Consider the following 22,989-nt stretch of genomic DNA (forward strand, 5'->3'; position numbering starts at 1 on the left):
GCGTTCAGCGGCAGGGATCTTCGAGCCGCGCCGGCTTGTAGGGCGTGCCGTCGGGCCAACTGCCCAGCGAGAGCTGCTCGGGCGTGCCGGCACCGAACACCACCGGCTGCAGCGTGCCCAGCCGCAGGCTGTCGAGCACGCCGTCGACCACCTTCCAGTAGCCATGGAAGTCGAGCTGGTTGAGCGAGCCCGAGGCCTCGTAGGCGGGGCGGCCCGGCACTGTGGACGGGAAATCCTGCGAGGACAGCGCGAAGTCGTAGCGGCTGTCCGGTGCGCCCGGCGAGCCGTGGCCGGCCATGACCTTGCGGCCGTTGTTCTCGTCCGATGGCAGCACCATCAGCACGCGACGTTCGCGCGGGATGTGGCACAGCTTGGCCATCAGCTTGCGGGCCGTGGGCAGGCCGATCGGGTCGACTTCGCCGGTCACGATCGCGATCGGCAAGGTGGGCGGCAGCAGCTGGATGGGTCCGATGATGCTTCGGCCGAGCTCGCCGCGCGCCACATGGTGCGCGTCGCCCGGTCCGGTGAGCACGATGGCATCGGGCGGCGGCAGGTTGAAGCGCTGCGGATCGAGCGCCAGGCCCAGCGAGATCGCCGCGCCCATCGAGAAGCCGTAGTACAGCGTGCGGCCGGGCTCGGGCCGCAGGCCGAAGCTCTTCTCGAGCACATCGAGCGCGCGCCGGTTGGCCGCGCCCGCGGCCTCGGTGACCGTCTGCGGCGAGGTCTTGTCCGAATCCTGGTAGACCGGGTAGACCACCGCGTGGCCGCTGCGGGCCAGGTGGTCGATCATGGCGCCGAAGTTGAGCGGGCTCATGCCGAGCCAGCCGTGGTGCAGCAACACCACCGGCACCTGGCCGACCGGTCGCGGGCGCGCCGGCACGAACAGGTAGGCGCGCTGCGCGCCGTCGCCGATCACGCGCACGTCGACCCCACCGTGGGTCTCGCGTGCCTTGTAGCTTTCGGGGCTGTAGGAAGAGGTCATGGCGCGCGGGGCCTGGGCGTGGGCCGGTGCGAACAGCAGGAGGGTGGTCAGGCCGGCCGCGAGGGCCGGGCGCAGGGCGGAGGACAAGAGCAACAAGGATCTGGAAGGCTGAAATGGCATGCGGGGTTCCGGTGCGCGACAGCTGTGATTGTCGCGCCGCTTGCCCTCAGGTCGCCGCCTTGAACGGGCTGCGCTCGTCCAGGTGTTCCATGTAGTTCTCGATGCCTGCGCCCTCGCGTTCGAGAAAGCGCTCGACCGCATCGGCGAAGGCGGGGTGTGCGAGCCAATGGGCGCTGGTGGTCCTGACCGGCATCAGCGCGCGCGCCATCTTGTGCTCGCCCTGCGCGCCGCCTTCGAAGCGCTGCACGCCGTGCGCGATGCACCAGGCCAGCGGCTGGTAGTAGCAGGCCTCGAAGTGCAGGCAGTCGACGCGTTCGAGTGCGCCCCAGTAGCGGCCGTAGGCTGCGGTGGGTGCATCGGCGCCGTCGAGCGACAGCGCGATCAGGCTGGAGGCGATCGGCTTCCCCTCGCGCTCGGCCACGAACAGCAGCCAGGCCTCGGGCAGCGTGTCTGCCATGCGCTGGAAGAAGTCGCGCGTCAGGTAGGGCGCATTGCCGTGCTCGCGGTAGGTGCGGGCGTAGCAGCGGTAGAAGAAATCCCAGTCGGCGGGTGTGATCTCGCTGCCGCGCGCCGAGCGGAAGCGCACGCCCGCCTCGGCGACCTTGCGGCGCTCCTGGCGGATCTTCTTGCGCTTGTCGTGAGCGAGGCTGGCGAGGAAGGCTTCGAAGTCGGCATAGCCGCCGGGTGGTTCCACGGTCCCGGTGCCGAGCGTGGGAGCAATGTTCTTCCAGTGGAACTGCACCGTGTTGCGCGTCATCAAGCCGGCTTCGGTGCAGGCTGCGATGTCCTCGTCCGCCCCGAACAGCAGGTGCAGCGAAGACAGCTCCGCCTGCTTGCAGAACTGGAGCAGACCCTGCACCAGCAGCGCGCGGCTCGCGGCGTCGCGGGCCAGCAGGCGTGCACCGGGCACGGGCGTGAAGGGCACGGCCACCACGGCCTTGGGGTAGTAGGCCAGGCCGTGCTGCTCGTAGGCGTTGGCCCAGGCCCAGTCGAACACGTACTCGCCGTAGGAATGGTCCTTGACGTACAGCGGGCAGGCGGCCAGCAGCTTCTTGCCGCGCCACAGCGTGGCGAACTGCGCGGTCCAGCCGCTTTCGGGCGTGGCGCTGCCGCTGCGGTGCAGCGCGTCGAGGTACTCGTGCCGCATGAAGGGGCTGGGCGCGGGCTGCGCGGCGAGCAGTTCGTTCCAGGCCGCGGCGTCGATGTCGGAGGGGGCGCCGTGGAGGCGCAGCACGGGGTCGGCCATGCTCATGCCTTGGCCGGCTGGCGTGCGCCGAGGTGCTCGGCCACATAGATGCCGCCCAGCACCAGGGCCAGCGCGGCCGCGTGGTACGGCCACAGCGGTTCGCCCAGCACCAGCACCGCGAGCAGCGGCCCGAAAATCGGCACCAGGTTCATGAACATGCCGGCCCGCGCGGGGCCGATCAGGCTCACGGCCTGGATGAAGGTCAGCTGCGAGACGAAGGAGGGCAGCAGGCCGATGAACAGGATCAGCAGCAGGCCCTTGCCCGTCGGCAGGTAGGACTGGCCCATGGCGATCTCCACCGCGACCAGCGGCAGCGACACCAGCGCGGCCACGGCGGCGGTGGCCGCGAAGAAGACGATGGCCGGCACCGGCGGTCGGCGGCGCAGCCCCAGCGCATAGCCCGCATAGAACAGGCAGGCGATGACCATCCAGACGTCGCCGATGTTGAACTGCAGGCCGGCGAGCACGGCCAGTCGGCCCTGAGAGGCGACCACCGCGATGCCGGCGATGGTCATGGCCACGCCCACGAGTTGCAGGGCCGTGATGCGCGTGCGGTAGAAAAAGAAGCTGCCGACCAACACCAGCATCGGCATCGTGCCCTGGATGATCGCGATGTTGATCGCGGTCGTGTGGTACGCCGCCGCGTAGAACATCGCATTGAAGGCGGTGAAGCCCATGGTGCCCATCAGGGCCACGTAGCGCCACGAGGGCAGCAGCGTGCGCCAGTGCGTGGCGATCTGTCCGCGCGAGGTGAGCACCAGGGCGGTGCAGCAGATCCCCCAGCGCAGGAAGGTCAGCAGCATTGGCGGCACCTCGCCGACCGCGAGCCGCGCCGCCACCGCGTTGGCGCCCCAGATCAGCATGGTGAGCACGAGCAGCACATAGGCCTGCCCGGTGAACCATTCGAAAAAATTGGCGAAGAAAGACGGACGAGGGGAGCTGGCGCGCATCGGCGGGGAGCCTAACAGCCCCCGGCCGCCCCTGCTGTCGCGGGGACTCACGCGCGCGCATGAAAGGCCGATGACATAATCGTCCAGCGCCTTTTCACTTCGAAGAGGCAAAAGACATCGCAGGACGCCCCGCCCATGAAACTCATCACCGTCATCGTCAAACCCTTCAAGCTCGACGACGTGCGCGAGGCGTTGGCCGAGGTCGGCGTCACGGGCCTCACCGTGACCGAGGTCAAGGGCTTCGGCCGCCAGAAGGGCCACACCGAGCTCTACCGCGGCGCGGAGTACGTGGTCGACTTCCTGCCCAAGATGAAGATCGAGGTCGTGGCCAACGAGGCCGACGTCGACCGTTGCGTCGAGGCCATCATCGGCGCGGCGCGCACCGGCAAGATCGGCGACGGCAAGATCTTCGTGACCGAAGTCGAGCGCGTGGTGCGCATCCGCACCGGCGAAGAGGGCGAAGCGGCGGTCTGACCGCTTCTTCTTCCCCCGTTAGACGATCTCCGCCAGCTTGTCGCCGCTCGGCCGGCTGCGTGCTTCCATGAGCAGCGCTTCGAGCAGGGCCTCGGCATCGGGCCCGCTGCGCACCAGGTCCATCTGCCACTCGCCCATGAAACCCTCGCGCACGCAGTTGCCGAGGAAGCCCAGCAGCTGCTCGTAGTAGCCCGCGGTGTTCAGGATGCCCACCGGCTTGTCGTGGTAGCCCAGCTGGCGCCAGGTCCAGATCTCGAACAGTTCCTCGAAGGTGCCGATGCCGCCGGGCAGCGCGATGAAGGCGTCGGCGCGCTCGCCCATCAGCGCCTTGCGCTCGTGCATGGTGTCGACGACGTGCAGCTCGTCGCACAGGCGGTTCGCCAGCTCCTTGTCGACCAGGGCCTTGGGAATGATGCCGACCACGCGGCCACCGGCGGCGCGCGTGGCCTCGGCCACCGTGCCCATCAGGCCGGTGCGGCCGCCACCGTAGACCAGCTGGCCGCCGCGCTCGCCGATCCATCGGCCGACGGCTTCGGCCACCGCGGTGAACTCGGGACGCTCGCCAGGACGCGAGCCGCAATAGACGCAAATCGAAAAAGAGGGGGTCATGTGTCGATCATGCCGCGACCGTGTGACGGCCCCGGCCCAAAGCTAGACGGAAAAACGTTGCCAGAGTGCGGCCAGCCAGACGCCGCCGCACAGCAGGATGGACAGCAGCACCGCGGCGCTGCCCATGTCCTTGGCATCCTTGGAGAAACTGTGCCATTCGGGGCCGATGCGGTCGATCGCGGCTTCGATGCCGCTGTTGAGCAGCTCGACGATCAGCACCAGCACCACGGTCGCGATCAGCAGCGCGGTCTCGACCCAGTTGCGGCCGACCCAGAAGGCGGCCGGCACCATGACGATGGCGCACACCACTTCCTGGCGAAAGGCCGGCTCGCGCCAGCCGGCTCGGTAGCCGTCGATCGAGATCAGCGCGGCATGCCAGACGCGGCGCAGACCGGTGCGCGACTTCTGCGGGTTGACCGGTGCCGAATCGCTCATATGCGGCTCATCGGCTTGGACGTGATCAGCCGCGTGCCGGCCCAGGCGTCGTGCCAGAACTGGCGTTGCGGATGGAAGCGGGCCAGCAGTGCCCAGACGATCACCCAGCCGCTGACCAGCAGCGCCGACTCGCCGCCCGAGAGCTTGAAGGGCGCGATGGCCGCCAGCGGCGGCAGGAACCAGACCCAGCTCAGCAGGTAGCGCAGCAGCGCACGGGCCTGCGTGATCGCACGGCCCTGGCGGTCGACCACGCGGATGTTCCAGGTCTTCATGGCCAGCGTCTGGCCGCGGGCCCAGAACCAGCCGAAGTAGACGCCGAAGATCACGAACAGGAAGGCCTGCAGCAGCGAGCGGCGTGAATCCATCGCGTCGCGCATCTGCCCCAGCGTGCTGAACAGCCAGGCCGACACGAAGACCACGGCGAACATCAGCATGCCCTCGTAGAGCCAGCAGGCCATGCGGCGCCAGAGGCCAGGGGTCACCATCGCGGGGGGCAGGGCGGCGCCGACAGGCTCGCCAGCGGCGCCGGCGACGTCAGGAAAACTCGAAGTCATCGACAAGAAAGGATCAGGGCGCGGACGAAGGCTGTTCTGTCATGCGCGCCGGCGGCACGGGGGCCGGGGCCGGAGCGGGCGCGGACACCGGCGGGGGGGCCGGTGCCGGGGTTTCGACCGCCACGGAAGGTGCCGCGATCATAGGCGGCGCCGGGGGCGGGGGCGGTGTCAGTTCGATCCGCGCCGTGTGTTGGCCCTTGACGCCGCCCGAGGGCACGGGCGCCAGCTTCTGGGCCGGTACCGGCCGGATGGTGGCGGTCGCGCCGGGAGGGTGCGGCGCTGCGCGCTCTGCCAGCTGGCGTCGGGCTTCGGGTGTCAGCGCCTGGTAGGCCTCCCACTTCGCCTTGCGCTCGTCCGGGGGAACCTGTTTGACTTCGGCGAAATTGAAGCGGGCCTGGGCGCGCTGCTGCGGACTCAAGATGGCCCACTCGGTCATGCGGCTGTGCAGCGTCGTCTTGTCGGCGGGCGACAGCTGGGCGTAGTTGCGCGAAAAAGCGAGCCACTTGCGTTTGTGGGCCTCGTTGAGGCTGTCCCAATGCGCGGCCAGTGGCAGCAGCGCCTGCTGTTGTTTGGCGCCGAGGTCACGCCACAAGGGCTTCGAGGGCGCCTTGGTGGCCGAAGGGGACGAAGCGGCCGCGCCCACGCTGGGGCCCTGTGCGCTCGCCAACGCAGCCCAGCCGCCCATGGCCAGCATCAGCACCGCGCCCGCGCACAGCACGACACCCGGGCGTGGCGCGGCGTGCGATCTGGGCGGCGTGTGCGGACGGGAGGCAGGGTGAAGCGGCATGCGGAACAAATGGCGTTCGAAGCGAACAGGGGTCAGTGAGGCTGGGCAGCGTCGGATTTGAGGAACTGGGCGAAGCCGGGGTCGGTGTAGGCGGCCGGGGGCAGGGCGTCGGTCAGCAGGGCCGAGTCGAGATCGGCCAGCTCGCTGGTGCGCTGCTCGTCCTGCCAGACGCTGATGCTGATCAGGCCGACCACCAGGGCCACCAGGGGCACGACGGCGCCCAGGCGCGTCCACCAGGTGCTGCCCAGCGTGGCCGTGCCATCGCCGGCGGCCACCACGACGGGAGCCGCACGCGCAGGGAGCTTGCGCCGGGCGAGCGCCTGCGAACGGGCGACGCGCAGGCGTTCGCCGATGTCGTGGGGCAACGCATCCGTGCCGGTGGACAGCCGGGCCGCGACGCGACGGCCGAATTGCGCCTCCGGGGTCTGACCGGAGCGCGGAAGCGAAGTGTTCATAGCGATATTCCCTTGGCCTTGAGCGCTTTGCTCAACGCATGGACGGCGCGCGAGCAGTGGGTTTTGACGCTGCCTTCGGAGCAGCCCATGGCGGCAGCCGTTTCGGCCACATCCATTTCCTCCCAGTAACGCATCAGGAAAGCCTCGCGTTGACGGCCGGGCAAAGCCGCGATCTGTTCTTCAATTTCATGGAACACCTGCGCCCGCTCGGTACTGGTCTCCGCGCTCTCCGTTTCTCTGGAGTCGGTCGGCGAGACGAAGTTCTCCAGCAGGTCGAAATCTCCGCTGTCGTCGGGCGTTTCGAAGTCGCTGAGGTTGGAAAACAGCGCGCGACGCGTCTTCTGCCGGCGAAACCAGTCGAGCGTGCAGTTCGACAGGATGCGCTGGAACAGCATCGGCAATTCGGCAATCGGCTTGTCGCCGTAGTGCTCCGACAGCTTCATCATGCTGTCCTGCACGATGTCGAGCGCGGCTTCCTCGTCCCGTACGTGGTAGATCGAGCGCTTGAAGGCTCGGCGTTCCACGCCTTTCAGAAAATCGGACAGTTCTTGTTCGGTAGCCAACGGAAGAGGACGCCTTGTGGCGCCGTGTGGGGGTTCTCGCGCCCCGCGCAAGCGGTGCTCTTGTCGGCCCGGATTATTGCATCGTGCGTGCTTCGGCGTCGGCGGCCGAGGGGGCGCGAGTCTTCAGTGTCATAATGCGCGCTGCAATTCAAAGGCAAACGGGTCAAGGTCCGGCGGAACATCAGTTCGCTCATGGCTTTGGCCTCAAGTCCTGACGCGACCTCACAAGGGTTGGCAAGGGGCACCCAAGGTTTTTCGTTCCCGAAAACTCGAAAGGTTCATCATCATGGAAATCTCCAAGGCGGAGATCGCTTCCGCGGCAGCCGCGTCTGCAGGCGGCGCACCGCAAGAACTCATGGGCGCAGAGGTGCTGGTCAAGGCCCTTCAGGCCGAAGGCGTTCAGTACATCTGGGGCTATCCCGGCGGTGCGGTTCTCTACATCTACGACGCTTTCTACAAGCAAGACACGATTCAGCATGTGCTGGTGCGCCACGAACAGGCGGCCGTGCATGCAGCGGACGGCTATGCGCGTGCCACCGGCGAAGTCGGGGTGGCGCTGGTCACCTCCGGTCCGGGCCTGACCAATGCGGTCACGGGCATCGCGACGGCCTACATGGATTCGATCCCGATGGTGATTATCTCGGGCCAGGTGCCGACGGCGGCCATCGGGCTCGATGCGTTCCAGGAATGCGACACGGTCGGCATCACCCGTCCCATCGTCAAGCACAACTTCCTCGTCAAGGATCCCAAGGATCTGGCCATGACGATGAAGAAGGCCTTCCACATCGCACGCACCGGTCGTCCGGGTCCGGTGGTGGTCGACATCCCGAAGGACGTCTCCTTCAAGAAGGTCCCGTACCACGGCTATCCCGACAAGGTCGAGATGCGCTCGTACAACCCGGTGCGCAAGGGCCATGGCGGCCAGATCCGCAAGGCGCTGCAGCTGCTGTTGAACGCCAAGCGCCCCTACATCTACACCGGCGGCGGCGTGCTGCTGAGCAACGCCACGAACGAACTGCGCACGCTGGTCGACATGCTGGGTTACCCGGTCACGAACACGCTGATGGGCCTGGGCGCCTATCCCGCGAGCGACCGCAAGTTCCTGGGCATGCTTGGCATGCACGGCACGATCGAGGCCAACAACGCGATGCAGAACTGCGACGTGCTGCTGGCCGTGGGCGCACGCTTCGACGATCGCGTGATCGGCAACCCCAAGCATTTCGCGCAGAACGAACGCAAGATCATCCACATCGACATCGACCCGTCGAGCATCTCCAAGCGCGTCAAGGTCGACATCCCGATCGTCGGCGACGTCAAGGACGTGCTGACCGAGCTGATCTCGATGATCCGCGAAGCCACGCAGAAGCCCGATGCCGGCGCGCTGGCCGACTGGTGGAAGACCATCGAGACCTGGCGCAGCAAGGATTGCCTCAAGTACGACCGCGGCAACACCGATGTGATCAAGCCGCAGTACGTGGTCGAGACGCTCTGGAACATGACCAAGGACGCCGATGCCTACATCACGTCCGACGTGGGTCAGCACCAGATGTGGGCTGCGCAGTACTACCGCTTCGACGAGCCGCGCCGCTGGATCAATTCGGGTGGCCTTGGCACCATGGGCGTGGGCATCCCCTATGCCATGGGCATCAAGCTGGCCAAGCCGGAGTCCGAGGTGTTCACCATCACCGGCGAAGGCTCGGTGCAGATGTGCATCCAGGAACTCTCGACCTGCCTGCAGTACAACACGCCGATCAAGATCTGCGCGCTGAACAACCGCTACCTCGGCATGGTGCGGCAGTGGCAGGAGATCGAGTACTCGGGCCGCTACAGCCACAGCTACATGGACGCGCTGCCCAACTTCGTGAAGCTGGCCGAGGCCTATGGCCACGTCGGCATGCTGATCGAACGGCCGCAGGACGTGGAGCCTGCGTTGCGCGAAGCGCGCAAGCTCAAGGACCGCACCGTGTTCATGGATTTCCGCACCGACCCCACCGAGAACGTGTTCCCGATGGTCAAGGCCGGGATGGGCATCACAGAGATGCTGCTGGGTTCCGAAGACCTTTGAGCCCAAGTTCGGGGCCGGTGACGGTCCCGGTTCACTCCACACCTTTCGACGAATCTATTGCCCGCCGAGCCCGCGCATTACCGTGCGCGGGGGAGGGCGGCGAAAAGAGGAGTTCGCACACATGAAACACATCATTGCCGTCTTGCTGGAAAACGAGCCCGGTGCTCTTTCCCGCGTCGTGGGCCTGTTCTCGGCCCGCGGCTACAACATCGAATCGCTGAGCGTCGCACCCACCGAGGACCCGAGCCTCTCGCGCATGACCATCGTGACCGCGGGTTCCGATGACGTGATCGAGCAGATCACCAAGCATCTGAACCGCCTGATCGAAGTGGTCAAGGTGGTCGACCTGACCGAGGGTTCCTACACCGAGCGCGAGCTCATGATGGTGAAGGTGCGCGCGGTCGGCAAGGAGCGCGAAGAAATGATGCGGATGGCGGAGATCTTCCGCGGCCGCATCATCGACGTCACCGACAAGAGCTACACGATCGAGCTCACCGGCGATCACGCCAAGAACGATGCCTTCCTCGAGGCCATCGATCGCGGCGCCATTCTCGAGACGGTGCGTACCGGTGCCAGCGGCATCGGGCGTGGCGAGCGCATCCTGCGCGTCTAGTTTTTCAGTTTCCAGTTCACTCACACCAACGGATCAACGAAGGAGCAATCATGAAGGTTTATTACGACAAGGACGCCGATCTGAGCCTCATCAAGGGCAAGACCGTCGCGATCATCGGCTACGGCTCGCAAGGCCACGCACACGCCCAGAACCTGAACGACAGCGGCGTGAAGGTCGTGGTCGGTCTGCGCAAGGGCGGCGCCTCGTGGGACAAGGTCGGCAAGGCCGGCCTGCAGGTCGCCGAAGTGGCCGACGCGGTCAAGGCCGCCGACATCGTCATGATCCTGCTGCCCGACGAGCAGATCGCCAACGTCTACAAGAACGACGTCGCGCCCCACATCAAGGAAGGCGCTTCGCTGGTCTTCGCGCACGGCTTCAACGTGCACTACGGTTTCGTGCAGCCGCGCGCCGACCTCGACGTGTGGATGGTCGCCCCCAAGGCCCCGGGCCACACCGTGCGCAGCACCTACACGCAAGGTGGCGGCGTGCCCCACCTCGTGGCCGTGCATCAGGACAAGAGCGGCAAGGCCCGTGACCTGGCGCTGAGCTACGCCACCGCCAACGGCGGCGGCAAGGCCGGCATCATCGAGACCAACTTCCGCGAAGAAACCGAGACCGACCTGTTCGGCGAACAAGCGGTTCTGTGCGGTGGCACGGTCGAACTGATCAAGGCGGGTTTCGAGACGCTGGTGGAAGCCGGCTACGCGCCCGAAATGGCGTACTTCGAATGCCTGCACGAACTCAAGCTGATCGTCGACCTGATCTATGAAGGCGGCATCGCCAACATGAACTACTCGATCTCGAACAACGCCGAATACGGCGAGTACGTCACGGGCCCGCGCATCGTGAACGACGAGACCAAGAAGGCCATGAAGAAGGTTCTGGAGGACATCCAGACCGGCGAATACGCCAAGAGCTTTGTGCTCGAAGCCGCTGCCGGCCAGCCCGTGCTGATCAGCCGCCGTCGCCTGAATGCCGAGCATCAGATCGAAGTCGTCGGCGAAAAGCTGCGCGCGATGATGCCCTGGATCAAGAAGAACAAGCTGGTCGACCAGACCCGCAACTGATCGGATCACATCCGCTCCCAAAGGCCACCACCCGGTGGCCTTTTTCCATTCCGGGTGCGCAGGGCGCCTGAACTACACTGCTGCCGATGAATTTCCCCCCTCGTTCCGTCATGACTTCGAAGGCTGCGAAGCCCCGTGCCACCGCTGTCGGAGGCCGTTTTCATGCATGACGACACGCTCCCCGACGACATTGCGCCGCGCAAGCGCCGCAAGGGCATCTACATCCTGCCCAACCTGTTCACGCTGGCGGCACTGTTCGGTGGCTTCTACTCGGTCGTGATGGCGATGAACGCGCGCTTCGACCTGGCGGCGCTGGGCGTGTTCGCTGCGATGATTCTCGACAGCCTCGACGGTCGCGTCGCGCGCATGACCAACACGCAGAGTGCCTTCGGCGAGCAGATGGATTCGCTGTCGGACATGGTGTCCTTCGGGGCCGCGCCGGCGTTGATCGCCTACGAGTGGTCGCTCAAGGGCCTGGGGCGCTGGGGCTGGATCGCGGCCTTCGTGTACTGCGCCTGCGCAGCCTTGCGGCTGGCGCGATTCAACGTCAACACCGGCGTGGTCGACAAGCGCTGGTTCCAGGGCCTGCCGTCGCCGGCTGCCGCGGCATTGGTCGCGGGCTTCATCTGGCTCATGACCGAATGGGGCAAGCGCGGCGGCGAGGTGCTGTACCTCTCGTGGATCCAGATCACCTGGCTCACCTTTGCGTTCACGCTCTATGCCGGCCTGTCGATGGTGACCAACGCGCCGTTCTACAGCTTCAAGGACATCCAGATGAAGAAGAGCGTGCCCTTCGTGGTGATCGTGCTCATCGCGCTGGGTATCGCGGTCATCAACATCCACCCGCCGACCGTGCTGTTCGGCGTGTTCGTCGCCTACGGTCTGAGCGGCTTCGTGGTCTACGCCTGGCGCAAGGCCAAGGGCCAGCAGGTGAGCATGATCAGTATTTCCACCGACGAGCCCGACGAGCGCGGCCTGCACAAGTAGCCGAGGCTGTGCTACATTCGCAACTTCCATGAACAAGATTTCGCTGTCCCTACTAGCCATCCCCTTCGGGCGGAGACGGTAGCGCACGCGCATATCCCTCATCACGGCCCGTTCGCACCAGCAACGGGCCGTTTTGTTTTTGGGGTTGCTGGTGGTTCAACCACCCATCGAAAGAATCGTCATGTTGAAGCACCCGCAAGCCAAGTACCGCGCCTTTGCACCGATCGGCCTCAAGGACCGCACCTGGCCCGACGCCGTTCTGACCAAGGCGCCGATCTGGCTGTCGACGGATCTGCGTGACGGCAACCAGGCCTTGGTCGAACCCATGGACATCGATCGCAAGATGCGCATGTTCGAGACCCTGGTGGCGATCGGTTTCAAGGAAATCGAAGTCGGCTTTCCTTCCGCCTCGCAGGTCGAATTCGACTTCGTTCGCAAGCTGATCGAGGAAGACCGCATCCCCGACGACGTGACGATCCAGGTGCTGACGCAGGCGCGCGACCACCTCATCACGCGCACCTTCGAAGCCTTGCAGGGCGCGCCGCGCGCCATCGTGCATCTCTACAACGCCGTGGCGCCGATCATGCGGCGCGTGGTGCTCGGCATGGACGAGGACCAGATCGTCGAACTCGCCAGCACCCATGCGCGGATGTTCAACGACTGCGCCGCGAAGCAGCCGAACACGCAGTGGACCTTCCAGTACTCGCCCGAAATGTTCTCGGGCACCGACGTGGTGTTCTCCAAGCGCGTGGTCGATGCGGTCACCGCTGTCTGGCAGCCGACGCCCGAGCGCAAGTGCATCGTCAACCTGCCGACCACGGTCGAGCATTCCACGCCGAACATCTTTGCCGACATGATCGAGTGGATGCACCGCCATCTCGAGCGGCGCGATTCGATCATCCTGTGCGTGCATCCGCACAACGACCGCGGGACCGGCACCGCCGCCGGCGAACTGGCCCTGATGGCCGGCGCCGAGCGCATCGAGGGCTGCCTCTTCGGCAACGGCGAGCGCACCGGCAACCTCGACCTGGTGAACGTCGCGCTCAACCTCTACACGCAGGGCGTCTCGCCCGAGCTCGACTTCTCGAACATCGACGAGATCCGCGCCACGGTCGAGCACTGCAACCAGCTCCCGGTGCATCCGCGCCACCCCTACGTCGGCGACCTGGTCTACACCTCGTTCTCCGGTTCGCACCAGGATGCGATCAAGAAGGCCTTCGCGGCACGCAAGGACGGCGACATCTGGGACATGCCCTATCTGCCGATCGATCCGAAGGACGTGGGCCGCAGCTACGAAGCCGTGATCCGCGTCAACAGCCAGTCGGGCAAGGGCGGCATGGCCTACCTGCTCGAGAGCGAGTACGGCATCGAGATGCCGCGCCGCCTGCAGATGGAATTCATGCAGGTCGTGCAGCGCGTGATGGACGTGGGCGGCAAGGAACTGACCGCGGCCGATCTCTACGCCTTGTTCGAGCGCGAGTACGGCCTGAAGACCGTGCAGGCCTTGCAGCACCGCGTGCTCGAGGAGCAGGGCGAGGGCGCCAGTGCCTCGGTGCTTCTGCGGGGCGACCTGCCTTGGGAAGGAGAGATCAAGCCCATCGAAGGGCGCGGCAACGGCCCGATCGATGCCTTCATCCAGGCCCTCGCAACCCACACCGGTCACGCGATCCGCGTGATCGACTACCACCAGCACGCGATCGGTGCGGGCGCCGACGCGCAGGCCGTGGCGTATCTCGAGCTGCGCATCGACCAGCAGACGCTGTTCGGCGTGGGCATCGACGCCAACATCGTCACGGCCTCGCTCAAGGCGATCGTCTCGGGCCTGGAGCGGGCGCGGGCCCAGGGCGCGGCCAGCGCACAATCGGTGGCTGAAACCGCCTGAACGGGCCGGCGCCCGGCGCCGGTTCGCCAGCCAGAACCACGGAGCTCCACGATGACCGACAAGCTGATCATTTTCGACACCACCCTGCGTGACGGCGAGCAATCGCCAGGCGCGTCCATGACCAAGGACGAGAAGCTGCGCATCGCCAAGCAGCTCGAGCGGCTGAAGGTCGACGTCATCGAGGCCGGCTTCCCCGCCAGTTCGAACGGCGACTTCGAAGCGGTCAAGCTGATCGCGGGCACGATCAAGGACGCGACCATCTGCGGGCTGTCGCGCGCCAACGACCGCGACATCTCGCGCGCCGCCGAGGCGCTCAAGGGTGCGGCCAGCGGCCGCATCCACACCTTCATCGCCACGTCGCCGCTGCACATGGAGAAGAAGCTGCGGATGTCGCCCGACGAGGTGTTCGAGCAGGCCAAGCTGTCCGTGCGCTTTGCGCGCAACCTGGTCGGCGACGTGGAGTTCAGCCCGGAAGACGGCTATCGCAGCGATGTGGACTTCCTGTGCCGCGTGCTCGAGGCGGTGATCGCCGAGGGCGCCACCACCATCAACGTGCCCGACACCGTGGGCTATGCCATTCCCGAGCTCTACGGCAACTTCATCAAGACCCTGCGCGAGCGCATCCCGAACAGCGACAAGGCGATCTGGTCGGTGCACTGCCACAACGACCTGGGCATGGCGGTGGCGAATTCGCTGGCCGGCGTGAAGATCGGCGGCGCGCGCCAGGTCGAGTGCACCATCAACGGCCTGGGCGAGCGCGCCGGCAACTGCTCGCTCGAAGAGATCGTGATGGCGGTGAAGACGCGCAAGGACTATTTCGGACTCGATCTGGGCATCGACACCCAGCACATCCTGGCCGCCAGCCGCATGGTCAGCCAGACCACCGGCTTCGTGGTGCAGCCGAACAAGGCCGTGGTCGGCGCCAACGCCTTCGCGCACGCCTCGGGCATCCACCAGGACGGCGTGCTCAAGGCCCGCGACACCTACGAGATCATGCGCGCCGAGGACGTGGGCTGGAGCCACAACAAGATCGTGCTCGGCAAGCTCAGCGGGCGCAACGCCTTCAAGCAGCGCCTGATCGAGCTGGGCGTGACCATGGAGAGCGAGGCCGACATCAACACCGCTTTCGCCCGCTTCAAGGAGCTGGCCGACCGCAAGAGCGAAATTTTCGACGAAGACATCCTCGCGCTCGTCAGCGACGAGGAGGGGTCGAACGTTGGTGAGCAGTTCGGCTTCGTCTCCCTGGCGCAGCACAGCGAAACCGGCGAGCGGCCGCAGGCCCGGGTGGTCTTCACGGTCCAGGGCCGGGAAGTCACCGGCACCTCGGACGGCAACGGCCCGGTCGATGCCTCGCTCAAGGCCATCGAGAGTCACGTGAAAAGCGGGGCGGAAATGGTGCTTTATTCGGTGAATGCGATCAGCGGATCGACCGAAAGCCAGGGGGAGGTCACGGTTCGGCTGCAAAACGCCGGACGGGTCGTCAACGGCGTGGGGGCGGATCCCGACATCGTTGTGGCTTCTGCCAAGGCTTATTTGAGTGCGCTCAACAAGTTACAGAGCCAAGCTGAGAGAGTGGCAGCGCAAGGGTAGGTTGTGAGGCGATCCTTTTGTTTCGAGTGAAGAAAAGGGCGCAAGTAACTGTTATTGCGCGCTTTTTTTGATTTCGCTACACTGCGGGTCCTTGTCGCCGCTGGAGATTCCTTGATGCCCGAAGCCCGTTCCCACCGAGTTTCACCCCAGCGTTTCCGCGCGGCCCTCCGTTTTGTCACTGCGGCCCTGTGCGCGGCCGCTTTCCTGGTGCCTGCGGCGCAGGCTGCCGCCAAGCGTCCGGTGGCCGCGAAGAAGACCCAAGCCACTGCCGACAGCAGCAAGCGCAAGGCGGCCAAGCCGGCTGCGGCCGCCCAGCGGACCGCGAAGGCGGCGCCTGCCAAGGCCGAGCGCACCGTGCGTGGCGGCAAGAACGTGGTGGCCACGATCCGCAAGAAAAATGGCAAGACGGTCGTGGCGGTGCAGCGGCGGTCGGTAGTGCGCGTGGCCGAGCCGGCGCGCCTGTCCTATGGTCAGCTCGCGGGTCTGCACAGCACCGGCGACGCCCTGGATCTGAAGTCGAGCGCAGTGCTGGTGATCGACCAGGACACGCGCGAAGTGCTGTTCAGCAAGAACGACCACGCGGTGCTGCCCATCGCCTCGCTGACCAAGCTCATGACCGGCCTGCTGGTGAGCGAGGCGCACCTGCCGATGGAAGAACTGATCACCATCACCCAGGACGACGTCGACACCGAAAAAGGCAGCAGCTCGCGCCTGCGCATCGGCGCCACGCTGTCGCGCGGCGAACTGCTGCACCTGGCGCTGATGTCCAGCGAGAACCGCGCCGCGCATGCGCTGGGTCGCACCTATCCGGGCGGCCTCGCGACCTTCGTGAGCATGATGAATGCCAAGGCCAGGATGCTGGGCATGAAGGACACCCGCTACGTCGAGCCGACGGGCCTGTCGAGCCGCAACCAGGCGAGCGCGCAGGATCTGGCATTGCTGGTGAACGCCGCGTCGGCCGATTCGGTGGTGCGCGAGCTGTCGACCTCGCCCGGCTACCAGGTCGAGGTCGGCAACCGCATGTTGCAGTACACGACCACCAACCGCCTGGTGAAGAACCCCGAATGGGAGATCGGCCTGCAGAAGACCGGTTACATCTCCGAGGCGGGCCAGTGCTTGGTGATGCAGACCCGCATCGCGGGTCGCAAGCTGATCATGGTGTTCCTGGATTCCGCCGGCAAGCTCAGCCGGATCGGTGATGCCGAGCGCGTGCGTCGCTGGGTCGAGGCCAAGCACATGATGTCGCCGTCGATGCAGGCTGCTGCGCAGCACATGGCAGGAGATTGAGCCCACCCCCGAAGGCTTGCCCACTTCGTGTGGCTGCGCCTCCCCCCTCAAGGGGGCGACACCAGCGGCCTGGCAAAGCCAGTTCCGCGGTGTCCCTTGGCTCTCCCCCGAGGTCTCGCGCACTTCGTGTCGCTTCGACTTCCCCCCAGGGGGCTACACCAGCGGCCCGGCAAAGCCGGTTCCGCGGTGTCCCTGGAATAAGTCAGGGGCTGTTTCGGTTGGGTTGTGTTTGACGGCGCCTCAGGGCGCCGTCGGTGCGTTCTGGTTGTAGCCCAGCGCATTCGAGATTTCGCTGGCCGTGGCTTGCAGCTTGGGCAGCCAGCCTTCGTCCAGGCGATCGGCGGGAGCGGAGATCGACAGGCCGGCCACCAGCTTGCTCTGGTCGTCGTAGATGCCCACGGCCATGCAGCGCACCCCCAGCTCCAGTTCCTCGTTGTCGCGTGCGATGCCGTACTGGCGTGCCTTCGACAGCTCGCGTTCGAGCAGCGGCAGTTGCGTGATGCTGTTGCGGGTGTGGCCGGCCAGACCGGTGCGGGTGGCGTAGCTGCGCACGCGCTGGGGGTCGTCGGCGGCCAGGAAGAGCTTGCCGGTGGAGGTGAGGTGCAGCGGGGCGCGGCCGCCGATGGCGCGCACCACCTGCATGCCCGAGCGCTCGCTGTAGGCGCGCTCGATGTAGACGATCTCGTCGCCCTGCCGCATGCTGAGGTTGACTGGCTGCTGTGTCAGCTTGTGCAGCTCGCGCATGGGCGTGAGCGCCGCGTCGCGCACGTTGAGCCGACCCTTGACCATGTTGCCCAGCTCCAGCAGGCGCATGCCCAGCCGGTAGCTACCGGCCTCGGGACGGTCGACGAAGCGGCCGACGGCCAGGTCGTTGAGGATCCGGTGCGTGGTCGACGGGTGCAGGCCGGTCTTCTCGCTGATCTCCTTGAGCGAGATGGCCTCCTCGCGCGAGGCCAGCACGTCGATCAGCGAAAACATGCGTTCGATGACCTGGATGACCGGCGTGGCAGGAACGTCTGATTGTGGTTTTCTCATGTGCGCAGCGCAGTAGGGCCTCGGAAAGACCGAGCCGTGATTTTACTTTGTGAAATCACCGGGCTGCCACTGACCGTCGATCAGCACTTCGTGCGGCGCATAGCGCGCCTTGTAATTCATCTTCGGGCTGCCCGCGATCCAGTAGCCGAGGTATACGTAGGGCAGGCCCAACTGGCGTGCCTGCGCGATCTGCCACAGCACGCCGTGGTTGCCGTAGGCGGTGCCCTCCTCGGGCTCGTAGAAGGTGTAGACGGCGGAGATGCCGTCGTTGAGCACGTCGAGGATCGACACCATCTTGAGCGCGCCCGGGCTGCCGTCGGGCTGCGTCTCGCGGAACTCGACCAGGCGCGAGTTCACCCGGCTCTGCAGCAGGAACTGGGTGTACTGGTCGATGCTGTCGTGGTCCATGCCGCCGCCGGCGTGGCGCCCGTTCTGGTAGCGCAGGTAGAGCTGGTAGTGCTCGGGCACGAAGCACAGCTTGAGCACCCGCACCTGCAGGTCGGCGTGCTGTGCGGTGGCACGGCGCTGGCTGCGGTTGGGCTTGAAATCGCCGACGCACACGCGCAGTGGCACACAGGCCGTGCAGCCGTCGCAATAGGGACGGTAGGTGAACATGCCGCTGCGCCGGAAGCCGCTGCGCACCAGGTCCGAGTAGGCGTCGTTGTGGATCAGGTGGCTGGGCGTCGCGACCTGCGAGCGCGCCTGCCGGTCCGGCAGGTAGCTGCACGGATAGGGTGCCGTTGCATAGAACTGCAACGTGTGGAGCGGGAGTTCCTTGAGGTGCGTCACAGGGCCGTGGAAGAGCGTGCGGGCAACAGTTCGGACCAGTATACGGGCTCGAAACGCCAGGTGGGTCCGGCCTCGCCGCGTGCCCGTGCCACATGCTCGATGAAGCGCGCACGCGGCATTTCCTCGGCGCCCAGGCTGGCCAGGTGGGCCGTGTTCTGCTGGCAGTCGATGCGCGCGACGCCGTGCCGCCGGCACAGGCTCACCAGCGCCGCCAGCGCGATCTTGGAGGCGTCGGTGCGGCGCGCGAACATCGATTCGCCGAACACCGCGCGGCCGATCGCCACGCAGTAGAGCCCGCCCACGAGCTCGCCGTCGATCCAGGTCTCGACGCTGTGGGCATGGCCGGCCCGGTGCAGCGCGCCGTAGGCCTCGACCATCGCCGGCACGATCCAGGTGCCCGACTGGCCGTCGCGCGGCGCCGCCGAGCAGGCGCGGATCACGGCGTCGAAGTCGTGGTCGATCCGGATCTCGCAGCGGGCGTCGGCGCGGAAGGCCTGCAGCACCTTGCGCAGCGAGCGGTGCAGGCGGAAGGCCGCCGGTGCCAGCGTCATGCGCGGGTCGGGGCTCCACCAGAGGATGGGCTGGTCGTCGCTGAACCAGGGAAAGATGCCGTGGCTGTAGGCATCCAGCAGCGTGGGCACGTCGAGGGTGCCGCCGCCCGCCAGCAGGCCGGGCACCGGATCGGCGGGGCCCCAGGTCAGGGCCGGGTCGGGAAGGGGCGCGCCGGGCGCGAGCCAGGGGAGTTGCATGGTGCAGGTATACACGGCTTTGGCCGCCGTCCGCACGCCGGCGCGGTCGCATCGGGCGCAGCGGCATTGGCGATCGCGCCCTATAGTGGCGCTTCCGCATCCCACCTGCAGGAAGACCCACGTGAACGTTTCAGAGACTTCTCCGTCCCCTCTTCGTTTCGGCAGCGGTCAGGCGGTGCGCCGCCTCGAGGACCAGGCCCTGCTCTCCGGCGCCGGCCAGTACACCGACGACGTGCGGCCCGGCGGCGCGACGCCGCTCGCGCACCTGGTCTTCGTGCGCTCGCCGTACCCGCATGCGCGCATCGTGTCGGTCGACACGCAAGCCGCGCGCGGCATGCCCGGTGTGCTGGGCGTGTTCAGCGGTGCCGACCTGGCGGGCGCAGGCGTCAAGCCGATGCCGGGCACCGCGGGCTTCAAGCGGCCCGACGGCGGCCCCGGCGTGTCGCCTGATCGGCACGCACTCGCGCACGAGCGGGCGCGCTTCGTGGGCGAGGCGGTGGTCGCCGTGGTCGCCGAATCGGTGGCCCAGGCGCGCGACGCGGCCGAGGCCGTGTTGGTCGACTACGAAGAGCTGCCGATGGTGGTCGACCTGGCGGCCGCGGTCGCCGACGGCGCGCCGCAGCTGCTCGAGGCGGCGCCGAACAACATTGCGGCCGAGGCGCGCCACGGCGATGTGGCTGCAACGGCGGCCGCCTTCGCCCAGGCCGCGCACGTGATCGCGCTCGAGGTGGTCAACCAGCGCGTGGTCGCACTCACCATCGAGCCGCGCTCGGTGCTGGTCGACGTCGATGCCGACAGCGGCCGCCTCACCGTGCGCATGAGCACGCAAATGCCGTCGAGCACGCGCAATTCGATCTGCGAAGCCATCGGCTTGGCCAAGGAACAGGTGCGCGTGGTGGTGGGCGACGTGGGCGGCGGCTTCGGCATGAAGACCGGTGCCTACCCGGAAGACATCGCCACCGCCTACTGCGCGCATGTGCTGAAGCGGCCGGTGAAATGGGTGGCCGACCGCAGCGAGGAATTCCTTTCGTCGGCGCATGGGCGCGACATCGCGTCGAAGGCCGAACTCGCGCTCGACGCCAGCGGCCGCATCCTCGCGCTGCGCATTCATTCGCTGGCCAACGTGGGCGCCTATGCCACCGGCACCGGTGTCGCGATCCAGTTGCTGATCGGCCCGTGGGTGCAGACCAGCGTCTACGACATCGCGACCGTCGACTTCCACTTCCAGGCCGTGCTCACCAATTGCGCCCCCACCGGCGCCTACCGCGGTGCAGGCCGGCCCGAGGCCATCTTCCTGATGGAGCGGCTGATGGACGAGGCCGCGCGCCAGACCGGCATCGACCGCGTCGCGCTGCGCCGCCGCAACTTCATCAGCCCCGCGCAGATGCCCTACACAAACCCGATGAAGCAGGTCTACGACACCGGCCAGTTCGAGAAGGTGATGGACCAGGGCCTGGCGCTGGCCGACTGGAGCGGCTTCGAGGCCCGCGCGGCCGCGTCGAAGGCCGCAGGCAGGATGCGCGGCCTGGGCATCGCGACCTTCCTCGAGTGGACCGGCGGCAACGTGTTCGAGGAACGCGTCACCGTGGCGGTCAAGCCCGACGGGATCATCGAGGTCTTCTCGGCCGTCAATGCGATGGGGCAGGGCATCGCCACCTCGCTCGCGCAGCTGGCGGTCGACGTGTTCGGCGTGCCGATCGAGAAGGTGCGCGTGATCCTGGGCGACACCGACCGCGGCGACGGTTTCGGCAGCGCGGGTTCGCGCTCGCTGTTCACCGGCGGCTCCGCCGTGCGCGTGGGGGCCGAGCGCACGGTCGACCGTGCGCGCGAACTGGCGGCGCAGGCCTTCGAGGCCGCGCCGGCCGACGTGCACTATGCCGACGGCCGCTTCACCGTGGCCGGCACCGACCTGTCGCTCGACCTGTTCGATCTCGCGGGCCGGCAGCCCGAGGGCCAGATCTTCGTCGACTCCACCAGCGCGGTGGCCGGGCCGACCTGGCCCAACGGCTGCCACATCTGCGAGGTCGAGATCGATGCGCCGACCGGCGAGGTCAGCGTGGTCGCGTACAGCTCGGTGAACGACGTGGGCCGGGTGATCAACCCGATGATCGTGCGCGGCCAGCTCGACGGCGGCGCGGTGCAGGGCATCGGCCAGGCGCTGTACGAGCGCGTGGTCTACGACGTCGAGACCGGCCAGCCCGTGACCGGCAGCCTGATGGACTACGCGGTGCCGCGCGCCGAGGTGGCCGAGGCCATGTTCCGCACCGAGATGGACGAATCCACGCCCTGCAAGAACAACCCGCTGGGCGTGAAGGGCGTGGGCGAACTGGGCACCATCGGCGCCACGCCGGCGGTGGTCAACGCGGTGGCCGATGCCTTCGCGCGGGCCGGCTTCGGGGCGCGGGCGCCCACGCTGCAGATGCCGCTGAGTTCGGCACGCGTGTGGGAAGCGTTGAACGCAGCCGGCTAGAAATCTTCCAGCGGCAGGCCGACGTAGTTCTCGGCCAGCGCGGTCGATGCCGCCTGTGAATGCACCAGGTAGTCGAGCTCGGCCTCCTGGATCTTCTGGCCGAAGGCGCCGGTGTCGGGGAAGCGGTGCATCAGCGAGGTGAACCACCACGAGAAGCGTTCGGCCTTCCAGACCCGGCGCAGGCACAGGTCGGAGTAACGGTCGAGCGCCGATTCCGAGCGCTCGCCATAGAAGGCCTGCATGGCGCGCGCCAGGTAGCCCACGTCGGCCGCGGCCAGGTTCAGGCCCTTGGCGCCGGTGGGCGGCACGATGTGCGCGGCGTCGCCGGCCAGCAGCAGCCGGCCGAAGCGCATCGGTTCGGCCACGAAGCTGCGCAGGGGCGCGATGCTCATCTCCAGCGCCGGCCCGGTTTCCAGGCGCTCGCGCGCCTCGGGGTCGAGCCGGGTGCGCAGTTCGTCCCAGAAGGCCGCTTCGCTCCAGTTCGCGACCTTCTCGTCGCTGGGCACCTGCAGGTAGTAGCGGCTGCGCGTGGCGCTGCGCATGCTGCACAGCGCGAAGCCGCGCTCGGTGTTGGCGTAGATCAGCTCGTCGGACACCGGCCGCACGTCGGCCAGCACGCCCAGCCAGCCGAAGGGGTACACCTTCTCGTGCAGCCGCAGCGCGGCCGCGGGCACGCTCGCACGGCTCACGCCGTGGAAGCCGTCGCAGCCGGCGATGAAATCGCATGCGATCTCCTGCGTGCTGCCGTCGCCGACGCGGAAGTTCACCCGCGGCTGCGCGCCGTCGAAGTCGTGCAGGCCGACCTCCGACGCCAGGTAGACCGTGCGCAGGCCGGCCGCGGCGCGCGCCTGCATCAGGTCGCGCGTGACCTCGGTCTGGCCATAGACCGTGACCTGCTTGCCGCCGGTCAGCCCGTGCAGGTCGATGCGGTGGCGGCTGCCCTGGAACAGCAGTTCGATGCCGTCGTGCGGCAGGCCTTCGGCCCGCGCGCGTGCATCGACGCCGGCGCGCGCCAGCAGGTCCATCGTCACCTGCTCGAGCACGCCGGCACGGATGCGGCCGAGCACGTGCTCGGCGGTCTGGCGCTCGACGATCACGTTGTCGATGCCGGCCTGATGAAGCAATTGGCCGAGCAGCAGGCCGGCCGGGCCGGCGCCGATGATGGCGACTTGGGTGCGCATGCGATGGTCTCCTGAATGGGGGCGCGGGATGGAGACGAGCGTAGGGCGCGGCGCGTGCCCAGGGGCTGTCCGGCGCACGCCAATGCGCGCTGAAACGAG

General features: G+C 67.2%; 22 protein-coding genes. 9 read left to right on the top strand and 13 right to left on the bottom strand.

Annotation, left to right across the window (positions count from 1 at the left end; all coding sequences use genetic code 11):
• Nucleotides 1-4: 4 nt before the first annotated feature.
• From ACSFBC_RS11925 to ACSFBC_RS11935, 3 genes are all read right to left on the bottom strand, one after another.
• Entirely contained in the window at nucleotides 5-1,069 is a 1,065-nt protein-coding gene (locus ACSFBC_RS11925; RefSeq protein ID WP_435510530.1) for an alpha/beta hydrolase, read from the bottom strand.
• A 79-nt stretch (nucleotides 1,070-1,148) separates the two neighbouring features.
• The gene (locus ACSFBC_RS11930; RefSeq protein WP_435510531.1) at nucleotides 1,149-2,348 is read right to left on the bottom strand and encodes a GNAT family N-acetyltransferase; all 1,200 of its coding nucleotides are present in this window, start codon (nucleotides 2,346-2,348) and stop codon (nucleotides 1,149-1,151) included.
• Nucleotides 2,349-2,350: 2 nt separating this feature from the next.
• Nucleotides 2,351-3,298, bottom strand: a complete 948-nt coding sequence (locus ACSFBC_RS11935) for a DMT family transporter (protein WP_435510532.1) — start codon at nucleotides 3,296-3,298, stop codon at nucleotides 2,351-2,353.
• A gap of 135 nt (nucleotides 3,299-3,433) precedes the next feature.
• On the opposite strand from ACSFBC_RS11935, the gene ACSFBC_RS11940 reads away from it, so the two are divergent.
• Entirely contained in the window at nucleotides 3,434-3,772 is a 339-nt protein-coding gene (locus ACSFBC_RS11940; RefSeq protein WP_183023686.1) for a P-II family nitrogen regulator, read from the top strand.
• Between the two features lie 18 nt (nucleotides 3,773-3,790).
• On the opposite strand, the gene ACSFBC_RS11945 is transcribed toward ACSFBC_RS11940, so the two are convergent.
• The 6 genes from ACSFBC_RS11945 to ACSFBC_RS11970 are packed head-to-tail and all read right to left on the bottom strand — an operon-like array spanning nucleotide 3,791 to nucleotide 7,175.
• Nucleotides 3,791-4,381: an LOG family protein gene (locus tag ACSFBC_RS11945; RefSeq protein ID WP_435510533.1), complete on the bottom strand. Its 591-nt coding sequence runs from the start codon at nucleotides 4,379-4,381 to the stop codon at nucleotides 3,791-3,793.
• Nucleotides 4,382-4,423: 42 nt separating this feature from the next.
• Nucleotides 4,424-4,816 carry a diacylglycerol kinase gene (locus ACSFBC_RS11950; protein ID WP_435510534.1) on the bottom strand — a complete coding sequence of 131 codons (393 nt, stop codon included), beginning with the start codon at nucleotides 4,814-4,816 and terminating at the stop codon, nucleotides 4,424-4,426.
• The gene (locus tag ACSFBC_RS11955) at nucleotides 4,813-5,370 is read right to left on the bottom strand and encodes an RDD family protein (protein ID WP_435510535.1); all 558 of its coding nucleotides are present in this window, start codon (nucleotides 5,368-5,370) and stop codon (nucleotides 4,813-4,815) included. The genes ACSFBC_RS11950 and ACSFBC_RS11955 overlap by 4 nt, the downstream gene beginning before the upstream one ends.
• 13 nt (nucleotides 5,371-5,383) lie before the next feature.
• Complete coding sequence (locus ACSFBC_RS11960; protein ID WP_435510536.1) at nucleotides 5,384-6,157, bottom strand: DUF3106 domain-containing protein; 774 nt, start codon at nucleotides 6,155-6,157, stop codon at nucleotides 5,384-5,386.
• Nucleotides 6,158-6,189: 32 nt separating this feature from the next.
• The gene (locus tag ACSFBC_RS11965) at nucleotides 6,190-6,612 is read right to left on the bottom strand and encodes a DUF3619 family protein (protein WP_435510537.1); all 423 of its coding nucleotides are present in this window, start codon (nucleotides 6,610-6,612) and stop codon (nucleotides 6,190-6,192) included.
• Nucleotides 6,609-7,175: an RNA polymerase sigma factor gene (locus ACSFBC_RS11970; protein ID WP_435510538.1), complete on the bottom strand. Its 567-nt coding sequence runs from the start codon at nucleotides 7,173-7,175 to the stop codon at nucleotides 6,609-6,611. The genes ACSFBC_RS11965 and ACSFBC_RS11970 overlap by 4 nt, the downstream gene beginning before the upstream one ends.
• A 286-nt stretch (nucleotides 7,176-7,461) precedes the next feature.
• Between ACSFBC_RS11970 and ACSFBC_RS11975 the strand changes: the two genes are divergently transcribed.
• The 7 genes from ACSFBC_RS11975 to ACSFBC_RS12005 all read left to right on the top strand — a co-directional run bounded on the left by ACSFBC_RS11975 (nucleotide 7,462) and on the right by ACSFBC_RS12005 (nucleotide 16,666).
• Entirely contained in the window at nucleotides 7,462-9,240 is a 1,779-nt protein-coding gene (locus ACSFBC_RS11975; protein ID WP_435510539.1) for an acetolactate synthase 3 catalytic subunit, read from the top strand.
• A gap of 121 nt (nucleotides 9,241-9,361) precedes the next feature.
• Nucleotides 9,362-9,853: an acetolactate synthase small subunit gene (gene ilvN, locus ACSFBC_RS11980; RefSeq protein WP_435510540.1), complete on the top strand. Its 492-nt coding sequence runs from the start codon at nucleotides 9,362-9,364 to the stop codon at nucleotides 9,851-9,853.
• 50 nt (nucleotides 9,854-9,903) lie between these two features.
• Nucleotides 9,904-10,920, top strand: a complete 1,017-nt coding sequence (gene ilvC / locus ACSFBC_RS11985; protein ID WP_475544559.1) for a ketol-acid reductoisomerase — start codon at nucleotides 9,904-9,906, stop codon at nucleotides 10,918-10,920.
• 162 nt (nucleotides 10,921-11,082) lie between these two features.
• Nucleotides 11,083-11,907, top strand: a complete 825-nt coding sequence (gene pssA, locus ACSFBC_RS11990; protein ID WP_435510541.1) for a CDP-diacylglycerol--serine O-phosphatidyltransferase — start codon at nucleotides 11,083-11,085, stop codon at nucleotides 11,905-11,907.
• A 181-nt stretch (nucleotides 11,908-12,088) separates the two neighbouring features.
• Complete coding sequence (leuA, locus tag ACSFBC_RS11995) at nucleotides 12,089-13,789, top strand: 2-isopropylmalate synthase (RefSeq protein WP_435510542.1); 1,701 nt, start codon at nucleotides 12,089-12,091, stop codon at nucleotides 13,787-13,789.
• Between the two features lie 51 nt (nucleotides 13,790-13,840).
• Nucleotides 13,841-15,379, top strand: coding sequence for a 2-isopropylmalate synthase (locus ACSFBC_RS12000; protein ID WP_435510543.1), 1,539 nt, complete (start codon nucleotides 13,841-13,843; stop codon nucleotides 15,377-15,379).
• Nucleotides 15,380-15,493: 114 nt separating this feature from the next.
• Nucleotides 15,494-16,666, top strand: coding sequence for a serine hydrolase (locus tag ACSFBC_RS12005; RefSeq protein ID WP_435510544.1), 1,173 nt, complete (start codon nucleotides 15,494-15,496; stop codon nucleotides 16,664-16,666).
• A gap of 240 nt (nucleotides 16,667-16,906) precedes the next feature.
• Here ACSFBC_RS12005 and ACSFBC_RS12010 read toward each other — a convergent pair whose 3' ends face one another.
• From ACSFBC_RS12010 to aat, 3 genes are read right to left on the bottom strand one after another with little or no spacing between them, the layout of a single operon-like run.
• Nucleotides 16,907-17,701, bottom strand: a complete 795-nt coding sequence (locus tag ACSFBC_RS12010; protein ID WP_435510545.1) for an IclR family transcriptional regulator — start codon at nucleotides 17,699-17,701, stop codon at nucleotides 16,907-16,909.
• A gap of 42 nt (nucleotides 17,702-17,743) precedes the next feature.
• A complete protein-coding gene (locus tag ACSFBC_RS12015) occupies nucleotides 17,744-18,490 on the bottom strand; it encodes an arginyltransferase (protein ID WP_435510546.1) in 747 nt (248 codons plus the stop codon).
• Nucleotides 18,487-19,239 (bottom strand): leucyl/phenylalanyl-tRNA--protein transferase, encoded by a 753-nt coding sequence (gene aat, locus ACSFBC_RS12020; protein WP_435510547.1) that lies wholly within the window; start codon nucleotides 19,237-19,239, stop codon nucleotides 18,487-18,489. The genes ACSFBC_RS12015 and aat overlap by 4 nt, the downstream gene beginning before the upstream one ends.
• A gap of 121 nt (nucleotides 19,240-19,360) precedes the next feature.
• Here aat and ACSFBC_RS12025 point away from each other — a divergent pair, with 121 nt between their 5' ends.
• Complete coding sequence (locus ACSFBC_RS12025) at nucleotides 19,361-21,709, top strand: xanthine dehydrogenase family protein molybdopterin-binding subunit (protein ID WP_435510548.1); 2,349 nt, start codon at nucleotides 19,361-19,363, stop codon at nucleotides 21,707-21,709.
• Here the strand turns inward: ACSFBC_RS12025 and pobA are convergent.
• Nucleotides 21,706-22,890 carry a 4-hydroxybenzoate 3-monooxygenase gene (gene pobA / locus ACSFBC_RS12030; protein ID WP_435510549.1) on the bottom strand — a complete coding sequence of 395 codons (1,185 nt, stop codon included), beginning with the start codon at nucleotides 22,888-22,890 and terminating at the stop codon, nucleotides 21,706-21,708. The genes ACSFBC_RS12025 and pobA overlap by 4 nt on opposite strands.
• Nucleotides 22,891-22,989: the final 99 nt, after the last annotated feature.

Source organism: Variovorax frigidus (assembly GCF_051216515.1).
Classification (GTDB): Bacteria; Pseudomonadota; Gammaproteobacteria; order Burkholderiales; family Burkholderiaceae_C; genus Variovorax.

Coding starts and splice junctions, on each gene's coding strand:
- ACSFBC_RS11930 (WP_435510531.1), bottom strand. CDS start 2,348: ATGGCCGACCCCGTGCTGCGCCTCCACGGCGCCCCCTCCGACATCGAC.
- ACSFBC_RS11935 (WP_435510532.1), bottom strand. CDS start 3,298: ATGCGCGCCAGCTCCCCTCGTCCGTCTTTCTTCGCCAATTTTTTCGAA.
- ACSFBC_RS11940 (WP_183023686.1), top strand. CDS start 3,434: ATGAAACTCATCACCGTCATCGTCAAACCCTTCAAGCTCGACGACGTG.
- ACSFBC_RS11945 (WP_435510533.1), bottom strand. CDS start 4,381: ATGACCCCCTCTTTTTCGATTTGCGTCTATTGCGGCTCGCGTCCTGGC.
- ACSFBC_RS11950 (WP_435510534.1), bottom strand. CDS start 4,816: ATGAGCGATTCGGCACCGGTCAACCCGCAGAAGTCGCGCACCGGTCTG.
- ACSFBC_RS11955 (WP_435510535.1), bottom strand. CDS start 5,370: ATGACTTCGAGTTTTCCTGACGTCGCCGGCGCCGCTGGCGAGCCTGTC.
- ACSFBC_RS11960 (WP_435510536.1), bottom strand. CDS start 6,157: ATGCCGCTTCACCCTGCCTCCCGTCCGCACACGCCGCCCAGATCGCAC.
- ACSFBC_RS11965 (WP_435510537.1), bottom strand. CDS start 6,612: ATGAACACTTCGCTTCCGCGCTCCGGTCAGACCCCGGAGGCGCAATTC.
- ACSFBC_RS11975 (WP_435510539.1), top strand. CDS start 7,462: ATGGAAATCTCCAAGGCGGAGATCGCTTCCGCGGCAGCCGCGTCTGCA.
- ilvN (WP_435510540.1), top strand. CDS start 9,362: ATGAAACACATCATTGCCGTCTTGCTGGAAAACGAGCCCGGTGCTCTT.
- ilvC (WP_475544559.1), top strand. CDS start 9,904: ATGAAGGTTTATTACGACAAGGACGCCGATCTGAGCCTCATCAAGGGC.
- pssA (WP_435510541.1), top strand. CDS start 11,083: ATGCATGACGACACGCTCCCCGACGACATTGCGCCGCGCAAGCGCCGC.
- leuA (WP_435510542.1), top strand. CDS start 12,089: ATGTTGAAGCACCCGCAAGCCAAGTACCGCGCCTTTGCACCGATCGGC.
- ACSFBC_RS12000 (WP_435510543.1), top strand. CDS start 13,841: ATGACCGACAAGCTGATCATTTTCGACACCACCCTGCGTGACGGCGAG.
- ACSFBC_RS12005 (WP_435510544.1), top strand. CDS start 15,494: ATGCCCGAAGCCCGTTCCCACCGAGTTTCACCCCAGCGTTTCCGCGCG.
- ACSFBC_RS12010 (WP_435510545.1), bottom strand. CDS start 17,701: ATGAGAAAACCACAATCAGACGTTCCTGCCACGCCGGTCATCCAGGTC.
- aat (WP_435510547.1), bottom strand. CDS start 19,239: ATGCAACTCCCCTGGCTCGCGCCCGGCGCGCCCCTTCCCGACCCGGCC.
- pobA (WP_435510549.1), bottom strand. CDS start 22,890: ATGCGCACCCAAGTCGCCATCATCGGCGCCGGCCCGGCCGGCCTGCTG.